Annotated in this window: 20 protein-coding genes; 10 read left to right on the top strand and 10 right to left on the bottom strand. The window is 67.7% G+C overall.

Annotation, left to right across the window (positions count from 1 at the left end; translation table 11 throughout):
• The 4 genes from ASE12_RS02725 to ASE12_RS02710 all read right to left on the bottom strand — a co-directional run bounded on the left by ASE12_RS02725 (position 1) and on the right by ASE12_RS02710 (position 2378).
• Positions 1 to 546, bottom strand: a complete 546-nt coding sequence (locus ASE12_RS02725) for a hypothetical protein (RefSeq protein ID WP_056396623.1) — start codon at positions 544 to 546, stop codon at positions 1 to 3.
• Positions 547 to 603: 57 nt separating this feature from the next.
• Entirely contained in the window at positions 604 to 1128 is a 525-nt protein-coding gene (locus tag ASE12_RS02720) for a GNAT family N-acetyltransferase (RefSeq protein ID WP_200954951.1), read from the bottom strand.
• A gap of 80 nt (positions 1129 to 1208) precedes the next feature.
• Complete coding sequence (locus ASE12_RS02715; protein WP_056396619.1) at positions 1209 to 1580, bottom strand: hypothetical protein; 372 nt, start codon at positions 1578 to 1580, stop codon at positions 1209 to 1211.
• Positions 1581 to 1739: 159 nt separating this feature from the next.
• Entirely contained in the window at positions 1740 to 2378 is a 639-nt protein-coding gene (locus ASE12_RS02710; protein ID WP_235508827.1) for a LysE family translocator, read from the bottom strand.
• Positions 2379 to 2440: 62 nt separating this feature from the next.
• Here ASE12_RS02710 and ASE12_RS02705 point away from each other — a divergent pair, with 62 nt between their 5' ends.
• From ASE12_RS02705 to ASE12_RS02695, 3 genes are read left to right on the top strand one after another with little or no spacing between them, the layout of a single operon-like run.
• Positions 2441 to 2923: a GNAT family N-acetyltransferase gene (locus ASE12_RS02705; RefSeq protein WP_082582037.1), complete on the top strand. Its 483-nt coding sequence runs from the start codon at positions 2441 to 2443 to the stop codon at positions 2921 to 2923.
• Between the two features lie 55 nt (positions 2924 to 2978).
• Positions 2979 to 3845, top strand: coding sequence for a metalloregulator ArsR/SmtB family transcription factor (locus ASE12_RS02700; protein ID WP_056396614.1), 867 nt, complete (start codon positions 2979 to 2981; stop codon positions 3843 to 3845).
• Complete coding sequence (locus tag ASE12_RS02695; protein ID WP_056396611.1) at positions 3842 to 4444, top strand: dihydrofolate reductase family protein; 603 nt, start codon at positions 3842 to 3844, stop codon at positions 4442 to 4444. The genes ASE12_RS02700 and ASE12_RS02695 overlap by 4 nt, the downstream gene beginning before the upstream one ends.
• Before the next feature lie 56 nt (positions 4445 to 4500).
• Here the strand turns inward: ASE12_RS02695 and ASE12_RS02690 are convergent, their stop codons facing one another.
• The 4 genes from ASE12_RS02690 to ASE12_RS19945 form a co-directional block, all read right to left on the bottom strand.
• A complete protein-coding gene (locus ASE12_RS02690; RefSeq protein WP_056396608.1) occupies positions 4501 to 6882 on the bottom strand; it encodes an excinuclease ABC subunit UvrA in 2382 nt (793 codons plus the stop codon).
• 6 nt (positions 6883 to 6888) lie between these two features.
• Complete coding sequence (locus ASE12_RS02685; protein ID WP_056396605.1) at positions 6889 to 7299, bottom strand: VOC family protein; 411 nt, start codon at positions 7297 to 7299, stop codon at positions 6889 to 6891.
• A 58-nt stretch (positions 7300 to 7357) separates the two neighbouring features.
• A complete protein-coding gene (locus ASE12_RS02680; RefSeq protein WP_056396602.1) occupies positions 7358 to 7618 on the bottom strand; it encodes a hypothetical protein in 261 nt (86 codons plus the stop codon).
• A gap of 85 nt (positions 7619 to 7703) precedes the next feature.
• Entirely contained in the window at positions 7704 to 7892 is a 189-nt protein-coding gene (locus ASE12_RS19945) for a hypothetical protein (RefSeq protein WP_157412788.1), read from the bottom strand.
• A gap of 111 nt (positions 7893 to 8003) precedes the next feature.
• Here ASE12_RS19945 and ASE12_RS02675 point away from each other — a divergent pair, with 111 nt between their 5' ends.
• The 4 genes from ASE12_RS02675 (at position 8004) to ASE12_RS02660 (ending at position 10907) form a co-directional block, all read left to right on the top strand.
• A complete protein-coding gene (locus ASE12_RS02675; protein WP_056396600.1) occupies positions 8004 to 8642 on the top strand; it encodes a hypothetical protein in 639 nt (212 codons plus the stop codon).
• Positions 8643 to 8734: 92 nt separating this feature from the next.
• Complete coding sequence (locus tag ASE12_RS02670; protein WP_056396597.1) at positions 8735 to 9802, top strand: acyl-CoA desaturase; 1068 nt, start codon at positions 8735 to 8737, stop codon at positions 9800 to 9802.
• A 57-nt stretch (positions 9803 to 9859) separates the two neighbouring features.
• Positions 9860 to 10276, top strand: coding sequence for a hypothetical protein (locus ASE12_RS02665; protein WP_056396595.1), 417 nt, complete (start codon positions 9860 to 9862; stop codon positions 10274 to 10276).
• A gap of 19 nt (positions 10277 to 10295) precedes the next feature.
• Complete coding sequence (locus ASE12_RS02660) at positions 10296 to 10907, top strand: LysE family translocator (protein WP_056396592.1); 612 nt, start codon at positions 10296 to 10298, stop codon at positions 10905 to 10907.
• Between the two features lie 13 nt (positions 10908 to 10920).
• Here the strand turns inward: ASE12_RS02660 and ASE12_RS02655 are convergent, their stop codons facing one another.
• Positions 10921 to 11373 (bottom strand): YdeI/OmpD-associated family protein, encoded by a 453-nt coding sequence (locus tag ASE12_RS02655; protein ID WP_056396589.1) that lies wholly within the window; start codon positions 11371 to 11373, stop codon positions 10921 to 10923.
• 51 nt (positions 11374 to 11424) lie between these two features.
• On the opposite strand from ASE12_RS02655, the gene ASE12_RS02650 reads away from it, so the two are divergent.
• The 3 genes from ASE12_RS02650 to ASE12_RS02640 all read left to right on the top strand — a co-directional run bounded on the left by ASE12_RS02650 (position 11425) and on the right by ASE12_RS02640 (position 13971).
• Complete coding sequence (locus tag ASE12_RS02650) at positions 11425 to 11673, top strand: DUF2630 family protein (protein WP_056396587.1); 249 nt, start codon at positions 11425 to 11427, stop codon at positions 11671 to 11673.
• A 50-nt stretch (positions 11674 to 11723) separates the two neighbouring features.
• A complete protein-coding gene (locus ASE12_RS02645; protein WP_056396584.1) occupies positions 11724 to 12368 on the top strand; it encodes an MBL fold metallo-hydrolase in 645 nt (214 codons plus the stop codon).
• 67 nt (positions 12369 to 12435) lie between these two features.
• Positions 12436 to 13971: a UDP-N-acetylglucosamine 1-carboxyvinyltransferase gene (locus tag ASE12_RS02640; RefSeq protein ID WP_056213873.1), complete on the top strand. Its 1536-nt coding sequence runs from the start codon at positions 12436 to 12438 to the stop codon at positions 13969 to 13971.
• Positions 13972 to 13984: 13 nt separating this feature from the next.
• On the opposite strand, the gene ASE12_RS02635 is transcribed toward ASE12_RS02640, so the two are convergent.
• Positions 13985 to 14440 carry a carboxymuconolactone decarboxylase family protein gene (locus tag ASE12_RS02635; RefSeq protein WP_056396582.1) on the bottom strand — a complete coding sequence of 152 codons (456 nt, stop codon included), beginning with the start codon at positions 14438 to 14440 and terminating at the stop codon, positions 13985 to 13987.
• Positions 14441 to 14450: the final 10 nt, after the last annotated feature.

Below are 14450 nucleotides of genomic sequence, written 5' to 3'. Positions count from 1 at the left end.
TCAGCCCTGAAGCCAGGTCACGCGCCCGAGGTCGGCCGTGAACACGACGGTGGCCCAGTAGCGCCGCGCCTTCGCGTTGTGCTCCAGGTCGTTCGAGCAGATGCTGAGAAAAGCTCCCGCGACGTGCCGCTCCAGGTGGAACTGGTCCGTCACAGCCCCGCACGGGTGGGATCCGGGTGCCTTCGGCCTTTGGAAGACCTCCACGGAGAACTCCGGCCCGAGCGCTTCGCTGCTGTAGCTCGAGACCCACACCCGACGCGCGGGCCTCTGAGCGGGATCGGAGGCGATGCTGTTGAACGTGAATCCGGGTTCGTCGTTCGTCCTGGCCCCGGCGGGAAGGCGGAGGGGCACCAGGACCGGGAACTCCTCCGTCTTGGCCCAGTCCGTACGAAGGTCGTGGCGTGTGAGCGAGCTGAACTCGCCCGGGTCCGCGGCATCGGCCTCGTGGACGTGCGCGAGGACAGTGAAGGCGAGCGTGCCGAAGAACACCAGCGCCACACAGATCGCCAGGAACCGCCGACCGGTCAGCTCGCCCTGAACGGTCATGACCTGGTCCGATCTGATGGGCTTGCGGAGTCAGCTGTGCTCGGGATTGAGCGTTTGCTAGAGCGCGTGGTCCTGCCATCTGCCCGCGATCTCAAGGTAGGCCGGGGCGAAACCGAAGCGTACGAAGCCATTCTTCTCCAGAACGCGCTGCGACCTGACGTTTTCGGCCAAGGTGCCTGCCTCGATCCGATGCAGGCCCAGCTGGCCGAACGCGTGCTCCTTGATCTCGCCCAGCGCCGCGGTGGCCAGCCCTCGGCCGTTCGCGTGCTCGCTGACCCAGTAGCCGACGCCGCAGGACTGGAACGGGCCACGCACGACGTTCCCGATGTTGATGCGACCAACGACCTGACCTGAGTCGTCGAGGATCACGTGCGGATAGGTGAGACCCTGTTCGTGCCGCTCGAGCGCCTCGTCGACGACGGCTCGTTGTCCCTCGACCGAGAAGTAGTCGATGCCGCGATCCGGCTCCCACGGCGCCAGGAAGTCGCGATTCATACGAAACAGCTCCACAAGGGCCGGGACGTCGTCGCGGGTGAGGAGGCGTGTGGCGTTCATCAACTCATGATCACCGATCCGGCTCATCTGTGCGCACGCGGCTCTCGCCGAGGCAGGGGAGCGGGCAGCCTGCGTTCACATCGCCACGGCGCTGAGCGTGCGTGGCGTCAGGGCGCCGCGGTACGAATTGCGGTCAGGGCCGCCGTGTACGGGTCGGCGGAGTCGCGGACCAGCTCACCGTCGCTCAGGAGCAGGAGAAGCATGTTGGCGCCGTCGCCGCCGTACACGCGGGCGGCCAGCATGGCCCGCTCCCAGCGGAGCACCAGCTCGACGCCAAGGGCGTAGCTCGGGGCGCCGCTACTGAAGAAGGCCTTCAAGCGCCCGAGCCCGGCCATGGCGGCCAGCTGTGTCTGGATCTTGCCGAAGTCGAGGGGATTCTGAGCGCCTTCGGTGAATGATGCGGCAAAGAGGCGCGCAGCCAGGACGTCCTTGTCCTCGCCAAGCAACGTGGCCACGTTGTCGTCGACAGGCTTGCTCATAGCCGAAACGCTACCAAGTCGCGCTCAGTCAGCTGATTCTCGAAGCAGAGCGCATCGCGCCCGGTGCGGGGAGTGGGAGCCGAGGCCCGGGCGCCTTCTACTCACCACAAATTGACATAATGTGCATTATCGGACAAACGGATACAGCGGGAATCACGCTCAGGCGGGCTTGCTGGTGACCATCCTGGCGGCGAAGAAGCCCAGCAGGCCCCCGGAGACGTAGCGCTGCGTCTGGAGTACGCGTGGATGCTGGGACAGGTATCTGGCGAGCGACGCGGCGACGAGAACGATCAGGGCGTTGACGCCGACGCCGACGATGATCTGTGCGCTGCCGAGCTGGAGGAACTGCCACCACGCCGCACCCAGCGCAGGATCGATGAACTGCGGGATCAAGGCTGCGTACAGCAGCGCGATCTTCGGATTCAGGAGGTTCGTGAGCAGCCCCATGCCGAACAGTCGTGCCGAGGAATGTGGATCCAGCTGGCGGGGCTCGAACGGCGAAACACCCCCAGGTCGCAGGATCTGCCAGGCGAGCCAGGCGAGGTAGGCAGCGCCCAGGACCTTCACGGCGTGATAGGCCTCTGGCACGGCCGCGAACAGCGCGGACAGGCCGGCGGCTGCGGCAAGCAAATAGGCGACGAACCCGAGAGCAACACCGGCGAGCGACACGAGCCCGGCGCGCCTACCCTGCGAGATCGCCCGTGATGTCAGGTAGACCATGTTCGGGCCTGGGATCAGCACCATCCCCAGCTCGAGCAGGGCAACGCCGAGGAATGAGGTGAGCGACACGAGTTCCACGGCCTCAAATTATCGGCCCGGCGGCGGCCTCGGTGCGCCGGGATGCGTGACATCGTCGACGTGTGACCTCCCCATACGCCGTACGCCCTGCAGGAGCTGACGATCTCACCTCGGTGCTCGCGGTCCTGGCCGAGAACCAGGCTGACGTTCCTCTACAGCAGGACGTGCCGGCGGAGCGACCCGTTGCATCGGCGCTGCAGGTCGCCACCTGGGACCGGGTGCAGGTCTCCCCTGACGTCACCGTCTATCTGGCCGCGGACTCTGCGGGTGTTCCGGTCGGTACCGCATGTCTGTCGATCCTCCCCAACATCACGTACGACTGCCGGCCCACCGCGTTCATCGAGGCCGTCGTCGTGGCGTACGCCCAGCGTCGCCGTGGTGTCGCGACGCTGCTCCTCGAGCGTGTGCTGGCGGACTCGCGAGCCGCCGGATGCCACAAGGTTCAGCTGCTCAGCCACAAGAGGCATGCACAAGATGGCGCCCACGCGCTCTACACGTCGGCCGGTTTCTCCCCGGAAGCAGAGGGCTTTCGCCTCTATCTCTAACCAACACGGAGATATTCCTTGACACGAATATGCGTTGCGGAGAATACTGCTTGCCATGGAAGCACTCTTCACCGCGTTGGCCGATCCGGCTCGCTGGCGCCTCGTCACCTTGCTGGCTGAGCGACCCCGCCCAGTCGGAGTCCTCGCCCAGCTCGCCGGCGCACGCCAGCCGCAGACGACCAAGCACCTCCAGACCTTGGAGCGCGCCGGAATCGTCACGTCGCAGCGCAGCGGCCAGCGCCGGATCTACGCCCTGCAGTCCACTCCCCTGCGTGACCTCGCCGCGGCCCTGCAGGAGCTCGCCGGTGCGTCCGAACAAGTCGGCTCGCGAGAGACCTTCGACCAGTACGGCCTCAGCCTGAAAGCCGAACGCCTCGCCGCGGACCAGGCCGGGTGGGCCGATGGTCGTACGTTCAGCTTCACCAGGGCTCTGGCGGCGAGCCCTCAAGACGCCTGGCCGTACCTCACCGAGACCGCGTTGCTGTCGCAATGGTGGACGCCCCAGGACCTCCGGGTCTCCGAGCTCGTCTTCGACGCGCAGCCGGGCGGCCGCATCGTCCAGGAGTACCGCGACGTCGAGGACACCAGCGGTGCGGACGTCATCGTCGGCCGTGCAGATGGCGTCGTCGACGACGTGCGGCCGTACGAGCAGCTCGCCTACCGGCTGTCGCCGCAACTGCCCGGCGGCGGCACCGCGTTCACCGCCCACGTGGGCATCACCCTTCGACCGACCGCGAGCGGCGCCGATCTCGACCTCGAGCTGCGCATCACCGACAGCGCGACCGAAGCAGCGGACTTCATCGCCGGGATCGAGATCGGATTCGGGCAGAGCCTCGACCGTCTCGTGTCCCTCATCGAGGACGAGCCACCCACGACCAACAGCGAAAACCCGCACGACAACGACACAAGGAGCACGACATGACACAGCAGACCGACGGCCGCAGGGTCGTCACCAACATGGCCCTCTCGCTCGACGGTCGCTACGCCACGACGGACCCGATGGACATGGGATGGGTGATGCCGTACGCGATCACCGACGTCGCACGTGACCACCTGACGAACCTCTGGGAGCCGGCGACCACCGCTCTCCTGGGCCGGGTCAACGCCGAGGGATTCCTCGGGTTCTGGCCCACCGTGATCGGCATGGAGGGCGCCGATCCGCGCGACGAGGGCTTCGCCAGGTGGCTCGTCGAGAGTGACAAGGTCGTGCTGTCCTCCACGCTCGAAGACGCACCCTGGGAGCGGACCGCGATCGTGGACAGGCCGACCGACGAGGTGGTCGCTGACCTCAAGGCGACCGAGGGCGGCGACATCCTGGTGCTCAGCAGCGCCAGCGTGATCAAGGCGCTGCTGGCTGCCGACCAGGTCGACCGCCTCGCCCTGACGGTCTTCCCGGTGTTCCTGGGCGGCGGTCCGCGTCTCTTCGACGACGGTCTGCCGGCCCGCAACGCGTGGTCCCTGGTCAGCCAGGCGGCCGGCGAGCACGGAACCCTGTCACTGGTCTACGACCGCGTCCGCTGACCCCGGCCGGTACGCAGGCCCGGCCCGGTCGAATCGACCGGGCCGGGCTTCGTGCGTCAGCCGCCGACGTAGGCCGCGAGGTGCTTGCCGGTGAGCGTCGACTGGCCGGCCACGAGATCGGCCGGCGTGCCCTCGAAGACGATCGTGCCGCCGTCATGGCCGGCACCGGGACCGAGGTCGATGATCCAGTCGGCGTGCGCCATGACCGCCTGGTGGTGCTCGATGACGATGACGGACTTGCCCGAGTCGACCAACCGGTCGAGCAGACCCAGGAGCTGTTCCACGTCGGCGAGGTGCAGGCCGGTCGTCGGCTCGTCGAGGACGAAGACGTCGCCCTTCTCCCCCATGTGCGTCGCCAGCTTGAGCCGCTGGCGCTCGCCTCCCGACAGTGTCGTGAGGGGCTGCCCGAGGCTGACGTAGCCGAGCCCGACGTCGGCGAGGCGCTCGAGGATCCTGTGAGCCGCGGGCGTGTGCGCGTCGCCGTCGGCGAAGAACGGCAGTGCCTCGCTGACCGGCATGGCCAGCACCTCGGCGATGTTGCGCCCGCCGAACGTGTACTCCAGCACCGACGCTTGGAACCGGCGTCCCTCGCACTCCTCGCACGTCGAGGCGACGGTCGCCATGACCCCGAGCTCGGTGTAGATGACGCCGGCACCGTTGCAGCCGGGGCAGGCGCCTTCGGAGTTGGAGCTGAACAGCGCAGGCTTGACGCCGTTGGCCTTGGCGAACGCCTTGCGGATCGGCTCGAGCAGGCCCGTGTAGGTCGCCGGGTTGCTGCGACGCGAGCCCCGGATCGCACCCTGGTCGATCAGCACGACGCCATCGCGTCCGGCGACCGACCCGTTGATCAGCGAGCTCTTGCCCGATCCCGCGACGCCCGTGAACACGCACAGCACCCCGAGCGGGATGTCGACGTCGACGTCGCGGAGGTTGTGGGCCGAGGCGCCACGCACCTCGAGCGCGCCCGACGCCGGACGCACGGACTCCCTGAGCGAGGCCCGGTCGTCGAGGTGCCGCCCGGTGATGGTGTCGCTCCCCCGCAGCCCGTCGAGCGTGCCCTCGAAGCAGACCGTGCCGCCGCTCGTGCCGGCTCCAGGTCCGAGGTCGACGACGTGATCGGCGATCGCGATGGTCTCGGGCTTGTGCTCCACGACGAGCACGGTGTTGCCCTTGTCGCGCAGCTGCAGCAGCAGCGTGTTCATCCGCTCGATGTCGTGCGGGTGCATGCCGATCGTCGGCTCGTCGAACACGTACGTGATGTCGGTGAGCGACGAGCCGAGGTGGCGGATCATCTTGGTGCGCTGCGCCTCTCCCCCGGACAACGTGCCCGACGGCCGGTCGAGCGAGAGGTAGCCGAGGCCGATCTGGGCGAAGGCGTCGAAGAGGTGCTGGAGTCCGGCGAGCAGTGGCGCGACCGACGAGTCGTCGATGGTGCGCACCCACTCGGCGACATCGCTGATCTGCATGGCGCAGACCTCGGCGATGTTCTTGCCCTTGACCTTGGAGGCCAGCACCTCCTTGGTGAGGCGCGTGCCGTCGCACTCCGGGCAGGTCTGGAACGTGACGGCACGCTCGACGAAGGCGCGGATGTGGGGCTGCATCGCGTCGAGGTCCTTGGACAGCATCGACTTCTGGATCTTGGGGATGATGCCCTCGTACGTGAGGTTGATGCCCTCGACCTTGATCTTGGTCGGCTCGCGATAGAGCAGGTCGTCGAGCTCCTTCTTGGTGAACTTGCTGATTGGCTTGTCCATGTCGAAGTAGCCCGAGCCGCTGAAGATGCGGCCGTACCAGCCGTCCATGCTGTAGCCCGGGATCGTCAGCGCTCCCCCGCTGAGCGACTTGGACTCGTCGTACAACGCGGTGAGGTCGAAGTCGCTGACCGCGCCCATGCCCTCGCACCGCGGGCACATGCCGCCGAGGTAGACGGCGTTGCGGACGACGCTCTTCTCCGTCCGGCCGGCCTTGTCGGTGCTCATGACGCCGCTCGCTGTGCGCGTCGGGACGTTGAACGAGTAGGCCGTCGGTGGACCGATGTGTGGCTCGCCGAGCCGGCTGTAGAGGATGCGCAGCATCGCGTTGGCATCCGTGACCGTGCCGACGGTCGAACGCGGGTTGGAGCCCAGGCGTTCCTGGTCGACGATGATCGCGGTCGTCAGCCCGTCCAAGAGGTCGACCTCCGGGCGCGACAGCGTCGGCATGAATCCCTGCACGAACGCGCTGTAGGTCTCGTTGATCATGCGCTGGGACTCCGCAGCGATCGTGCCGAAGACCAGGGAGCTCTTGCCCGAGCCCGAGACGCCGGTGAAGACCGTCAGGCGGCGCTTCGGGATCTCGATGCTGACGTCCTTGAGGTTGTTCTCCCGGGCGCCCTGGACGCGGATCAGGTCGTGGCTGTCCGCCGCGTGCACGTCGCTCGGGCTGCTCGTGGCGCTCATGTCGGGCTAGCTCACTTCCTGGATGCGGATCATGTTGCCGGCGGGGTCGCGGAAGGCGCAGTCGCGGACGCCGTAGGGCTGATCGGTCGGCTCCTGCACGACCTCGGCGTCGGTGGCCTGGACCTTCTCGAACGTCCCGTTGAGGTCCCTGGTCGCGAGGAGGATCCAGCCGTACGTGCCCTTGGCCATCATCTCGGAGATCGTGCGTCGCTCGTCGTCGGTGACTCCGGGATCGGCTGCCGGCGGGGCGAGCAGGATCGACGTCTCGGGCTGGTTGGGCGGTCCGACGGTGATCCAGCGCATCGTGCCCTGGCCGACGTCCTGGCGTACCTCGAAGCCGAGCGCGTCACGGAAGAACGCCACGGAGGCCTCGGGATCGGTGTGCGGGAGAACGGTGGTGTGAATCGTGATGTCCATGACTGTCACGGTAGCGGCGGCCCAGGACGCATCGCTTCTCGATTCCTGACCGACTGGCTCAGCGGGCTGCGTCCTGCTGTTCCTGGCGTTGCCTCAGCAGAGCGGCCTGTTTCTCGACCTTCTTCCGAAACTCCTGGCGCGCCTTCTCCATCTGCTTGGCCTGCTCATCGACCTGGCGGCTGATGTCGTCCCGCGCGCTCGGCCCGTGCGACGAAGGCTGCGCGTCGGGCGTCGACGTCTCCCCAGTGTGCGCCCGGGCGACACCGATCGCGGCGACCACGAGCCCGACACCTGCCACAGCCATCAGCACGCGTTTCATGTCATCCGCCCAGTCCTCGAAGGTGCTTCATTGTCGGGTTCAGGTGACAGGGTGTCAACGGTCCCCTCGCCGCCCGCGAGGTGGCTCAGGGCAGTGGCCGGACGTGCGGGACGCTCAGCGTCCCGTCCGCGGGGCGTACGGGACTGGGGTGGGTGGCGTTCTGGCCCACCACCGCGATCACGACGCACGTCACAGCGACGTGGACGCAGGTCCGCCACCAGCGAAGACCGCGCTCGAGGGCCCGGCGGGTCGGAGTCGCTGCGGAGACGTTCACACCTTGTATATGTCCAGAACGGTGAGAATGTGACACCAAACTGCAATGTATCTCTGCGCGGACGGCCTGAAATCGGTCAAAGTCGCCGGAATCGACCACTATTCTTGACCCATGACCGACCAGCAGGTGACGACGAGGCACGAAGCGCCACCCGTGGTGCGCAGCCTCGACATCACCGCCAAGGCCGGCCTGCTGGTCCTGCTGGCGATCGCGCTGATGTTCCCCGACCTCGGCCACATGCGCGGCAAGGCAGCCGGCCTGCGCGCCGTCACCTATCCCCTGCTCGCGTTCTCGGTGCCCGCGCTCTGGTACGTCTTCTGGCGTGATCGCGCGTCGTTCCCGTGGGTCGCTGACCTCCTCGTGACCGTCACCTGCTTCACCGACACCCTCGGCAACCGGATGAACATGTACGACACGATCGTGTGGTTCGACGACTGGATCCACTTCATGAACACCGGCCTGCTGACGGCCGGCGTGATCCTGTTGACGCTCCACCGCACGGCGACCCTGGGGGCGACCATCGAGCGTGCGCTGGCCTTCGGGGCCACAGTGGCCATCGGCTGGGAGATCGCCGAGTACTACGCGTTCATCAGCACGTCCTCGGAGCGCCGTGGCGCCTACACCGACACGCTCGGCGACCTGTTCCTCGGCACGAGCGGCTCGGTCGTCGCGGCGCTGGTGGTCCATCGCCTGTGGCAGATGGGTCGGCTCGCGTCTGCGGCTCCCCAGCTCGAGCCGCTGCGCGCCTGACGCCTGACTGAGCCCAGGGTGGGTCTGAACCCCCTGCGGACGGGGTCCCAGCGCCATCGTGCGTGCCGCTGAACCTCCATAGCGTCGAAGGCATGACCACGCAGCAGGACGTCCGCCCGCCCGACCGTTACGTCAGCCTGTTCGGCGACCTGATGCGCGACGTACGCGAGCAGGGCCTGCTCGAGCGCCGCTACCTCTACTACTGGACCCAGATCGGGCTCGCAGTTGCCGCGTTCGCGGGTGTCTGGGTGGCCTTCTTCATCATCGGCAACTCGTGGTGGCAGCTCGTCCCCGCCGCGCTGCTCGGCATCGTGGTGACCCAGTTCGGGTTCCTCGGCCACGACGCGGCACACCGGCAGATCTTCGCCTCGCCACGGTGGAACGCGTGGTCGGCGAGGATCTTCGCCGGAGCGTTCGCCGGCCTGAGCTTCGCGTGGTGGCGCACCAAGCACAACCTGCACCACAAGGCGCCCAACCAGGAAGGCATCGATCCGGACATCGCCGCCGGCGTCGTCGCGTTCACCCCTGCCATCGTCGCCGAGCGGACGGGCTTCGCGGGGTGGTTCGCCCGCCACCAGGGCTGGCTGTTCTTCCCGCTGCTGACCCTCGAGGGGCTCAACCTCCACGCGGCAAGCGTCCAGGCCGCCCGGGACAAGACCTCGAAACAGCCGTGGCGCCGCACGGAGCTCGCGATCGTCGTGACCCGCCTGGCGGCGTACGTCGCCGTGCTGCTCGCGTTCCTCCCGCTGGGCAAGGCTCTGGCGTTCTTCGCGGTGCAGATGGCGGTGTTCGGCGTGTGCCTCGGCGCGTCGTTCGCGCCCGCCCACAAGGGGATGCCGATCGTCCCTCCGGAGATGAAGCTCGACTTCCTGCGCAGGCAGGTCATGGTGTCACGCAACGTACGCGGCAACCCGCTGACCGATGTCGCGATGGGTGGCCTCAACTACCAGATCGAGCACCACCTGTTCCCGAGCATGCCGCGCTGCAACCTCAAGAGGGCCCGGCCGACCGTGCGCGCGTACTGCGAGCGCGAAGGGATCGACTACATGGAGGTCGGGCTGTTCGAGTCGTACGCGATCGTGGTCGGCTATCTCAACAACGTCGGCCTGCGTGCCCGCGACCCGTTCGACTGTCCGCTGGCCGCTCAGCTGCGTGGCTGATTGCGATGACCTCGCACGTACTTGTCACATCGGCGTCGACGGTGTCGTCTGAGGGGCATGGCTCCGACCCTCCAGCGCACGCTGCTCCTGGTGCTCGCCGCGACCGGTGCCTACACCGGCCCGTGGGCCTCGATCGCCCCACGCTCCTTCTACGACTCGTTCCCGGGTCTGGGGAGGGTCTGGATCGCGGTCGACGGGCCATACAACGAGCACCTGATCCGCGATGTCGGCACGACGTACACGGCGCTGCTGGTCCTCAGCCTTCTCGCGGCCATCAGCCTCAAACCTGGCGTGGTGGCGATCGCCGGCTGGACCTGGCTGACGTTCGGCACGTTGCACCTGTCGTACCACCTGCCGCACCTCGGCGACCTCGACCGCACCGACCAGGTCCTCAACGTCATTGCGCTCGTCGGCTCGTTCGTCCTCGCGGTGCTGCTGGTGATCCCGCGGCGGGATCCTGTGGCGCGCGCGTGATGCGGTTACGCTCTGCGCCATGACCGTCGCCTTCCTCGTCACGTCGCTCATCGTCGTGGCCTCCCCCGGCACCGGCGTGCTCTACACGATGGCGGCCGGCCTCACCCGCGGCGCACGGGCGAGCCTGGTCGCGGCGTTCGGCTGCACGCTCGGGACCCTGCCGCACATCGTCGCCGCGATCACCGGACTGGCGGCGCTCCTGCACACCAGCGCCGTGGCGTTCCAGACCCTGAAGTACGCGGGCGTCGCCTACCTGCTCTACATGGCTTGGAACACCGTGCGCGACAAGGGCGCGCTGAGCGTCGAGGCGGAGCACGAGCCCAAGACGGCTCGGCAGGTCATCACGTCGGGCGTGCTGGTCAACATCCTCAACCCGAAGCTGTCGATCTTCTTCGTCGCGTTCCTGCCGCAGTTCGTGAGCTCAGGCGAGCCGCACTATCTCCTGCGGATGCTCGAGCTGAGCGGGGTCTTCATGCTCATCACGTTCGTCGTCTTCGTCGCGTACGGCGTCTTCGCCGCGGTGATCCGTGATCGGGTGATCTCGCGGCCGTCGGTCCTGACCTGGATGCGGCGTACGTTCGCGGGCGCGTTCATCGCCCTGGGTGCCAAGCTGGCCTTCGCCGAGCGCTGAGGTCGTACGTGCGTCAGCGCTGCTTGCGCTTCGTGAGCAGCAGCTCGACCGCCTGCGTGACGCGGCGTTGCCGGGTCTCGTCCTTCTTGGCGGCGACGATCCAGTCGACGTAGCTGCGCTTGTGGCTGAACGAGAGCGACTCGAAGAACGCTTCTGCCTCGGGCGACGCGCGCAGCGCCTCGGCGAGGTCGTCGGGGGCCTTCATCTCCCGTGGCGCGGTGTCGAGGGCGATCTCGACATCGACCTCGTCGCCGGCGCCCACTCCGGCGGCCGACCGGTTCTCGGCGCTGAGCGGGATCATGAACCGGCCGCCCATCGGCGCGATGGTGGTGCGGTACGTGTGGCCGGCGATCGTCACCGTGACCGGCGGCCGCTTGCCGCCGCCGAGTGTCTCGACCACGTCAGCGGGCACCTCGATGCCTGTTGCGGTCTTGCCGCCGAGCTCGACCGTGCTGTGGAACTCCATGGGCAGATCCTGTCACTCCCGCGCCGCCCGCGTCAGTCGTAGACTCGCGCCATGACCACAGACCAGGGCATCCACGAGCACATCTCGGCACTCGTCGCCGAGGAGAAGGCGCTGCGTGAGCAGCTCAGCAAGCATGAGGTGACGCCGGCCGAGGAGCACGCCCGGCTGCAGAAGCTCGAGGTCGAGCTCGACCAGGCGTGGGACCTGCTCCGCCAGCGCAACGCCAAGCGCCAGTACGGCGAGTCGCCCGACGACGCTGCGGAGCGTTCGCCGGACGTCGTCGAGAAGTATCTCGGCTGAGCCTTCACCGGCCCTGAGCACCGCTTTGGGCTCAGGTGCAGGATGGCGGCATGCAGATCACTCGCTTTGGCCACGCGACCGTGCTCGTCGAGTCCGCGGACGCCCGCATCCTGATCGATCCGGGCGCGTTCAGCCCTGACACGCCCTTCGAGCTCGAGGGGCTCGACGCGATCGTCGTGACTCACCAGCATCTCGACCACATCGACCAGAACCGCGTCCCGGGTCTGATCGAGCGCAACCCCGATGCGCTGCTGCTCTGCGACCCGGAGACCGCCGCGGTGCTGGACTTCGGCGACTGGCGCCAGAACGGCGACGGTGTGCAGACCGAGGTCAAGGGTGTGACGGTCCGCGGTGTCGGCGCCCAGCACGCCGTGATCGTCCCTGAGCTCCCCCGCGTCGCGAACGTCGGCGTGACCGTCAGCGCCCCCGGCGAGCCCACCCTCTTCCATCCCGGCGACACCTATGCGTACGCGCCGGAGGGCGTGGACGTGCTGGCGGTGCCGTTGAGCGCGCCGTGGGCCAAGGTCAGCGAGACCGTCGACTTCGTCCAGCGGGTCTCCCCCACGACCCTCTTCCCGATCCACGACCTCACGATCTCCGAGCTCGCGTACGGGATCTACTGGGGCCACGTGGCGAACTTCGGCGGCGTCGAGGACGCCCGCAGGCTGGGTCAGAGCGATGCGACCACGGCGTGACGACGCCCTCGGCTCGCCGATTCTGGCAAGAATTGAAATATCTCATAACTGAGATATGGTGAAAGACATGACCGTTCGCGACGACTATCTCTCCCGCATCGGGGCACTCATCCGTGACGCACGGCAGCACAGCGGCCTGACGCAGGCTGAACTTGCGACCGAGCTCAAGACGAGCCAGAGTGCCGTGAACCGTATCGAGAAGGGGCAGCAGAACTTGACGCTCGACATGCTGGCCCGCATCGGCAGCGCGCTCGACTCCGAGCTCGTGACGGTCGGCACGTCGGGGCCCAGCCACCTTCGCGTCGCCGGCGGCACCACGCTGTCGGGCTCGATCGACGTCAAGTCCAGCAAGAACGCCGGCGTCGCGCTGCTGTGTGCGTCGCTGCTCAATGCCGGCACCACGGTGCTGCGCAAGGTCGCGCGCATCGAGGAGGTCAATCGCCTGCTCGAGGTGCTGACCTCGATCGGCGTCAAGGCCACCTGGCTCAACGAGCAGAACGACCTCGAGCTCATCGTGCCCGAGAACCTCAACCTCGCCGCGATGGATGCCGAGGCGGCCAGGCGTACGCGCAGCATCATCATGTTCCTCGGCCCGCTGATGCATCGTTACGACGACTTCGAGCTGCCGTACGCCGGTGGCTGCGACCTCGGCACCCGCACGGTCGAGCCGCACATGACGGCCCTGCGACCGTTCGGGCTCAAGGTCGTCGCGACCGAGGGCAGCTATCACGCGACCGCCGCCAAGGGCGTGGGCCCGGAGCGTCCCCTCGTGCTCACCGAGCGTGGCGACACCGTCACCGAGAACGCCCTGCTGGCCGCGGCGCGCTACGACGGCGTGACCGTGATCCGCAACGCGAGCCCCAACTACATGGTCCAGGACCTGTGCTTCTTCCTGGTCAAGCTCGGTGTCGGCATCGAGGGCATCGGCACGACGACCCTGCGGGTCACCGGCAAGCCGGTCATCAACTGCGACGTCGAGTACGCCCCCAGCGAGGACCCGATCGAGGCCATGAGCCTCATCGCAGCGGCCATCGTCACCAAGTCGAGCATCACGGTGCGGCGCGTGCCGATCGAGTTCATGGAGATCGAGCTCGCACTGCTCGAGGAGATGGGCTTCCAGTACGACCGCGGTGAGGAGTATCCCGCCGAGAACGGTGAGACCCGCCTCGTCGACATCACGACGCACCCGTCGGCGTTGCACGCACCGATCGACAAGATCCACCCGATGCCGTTCCCCGGCCTCAACATCGACAACCTGCCGTTCTTCGCGGTCATCGCGGCAACGGCCGAGGGTCAGACGATGCTGCACGACTGGGTCTACGAGAACCGCGCGATCTACCTCACCGAGCTCAACAAGCTCGGTGCCTCGGTCAAGCTGCTCGACCCGCACCGCGTGCTGATCGAAGGGCCGACGCACTGGAGCGGCACCGAGCTGGTCTGCCCTCCGGCGCTGCGGCCCGCCGTGGTGATCCTGCTGGCGATGCTCGCCGCCAAGGGCACCTCGGTGCTGCGCAGCGTCTACGTCATCAACCGCGGCTACGAGGACCTCGCGGAGCGCCTCAACGCCCTGGGCGCCCAGATCGAGACCTTCCGGGACATTTAGGCCCCGCCCGACCTCAGCCCCAGGCGCCGGCGACCTGACGCGTCGAGACGTTGACCCGGTTCCACACGTTGATCGCCGCGATCGACAGGATCAGGGCGCCGAGCTGCTGCTCGTCGAAGTGCGCCGCCGCCTCGTCGTACACGTCGTCCGGCACCGCGTCCGCCTGGTCGCTGAGGCGCGTGACGGCCTCGGCCAGCCCGAGGGCGGCCCGCTCGGCGTCGTCGAAGTACGGTGCGTCGCGCCAGCCCGCAACGGTGTCGATCTTCTCGTCGCTCTCCCCCGCCTTGCGCAGGTCACGGGCGTGCATCTGGAGGCAGACGCTGCATCCGTTGATCTGGCTCGCGCGCAGGTTGACGTACTCGAGCGTGGTCGGTGAGATGCCGGTCGCGAGCACGGCCTTGGTGAGCCCGTGAAGCGCCTCCATCGCGCCGGGGATCGCGATCGCGGGGTTGTCCATACGTGCCTGCATGATGGTGCTC

Source organism: Aeromicrobium sp. Root236, from assembly GCF_001428805.1.
Taxonomy (GTDB): Bacteria; Actinomycetota; Actinomycetes; order Propionibacteriales; family Nocardioidaceae; genus Aeromicrobium.
The sequence above is the reverse complement of the archived record's forward strand: the minus strand, read 5'-3'. Positions and strand labels throughout refer to the sequence as shown.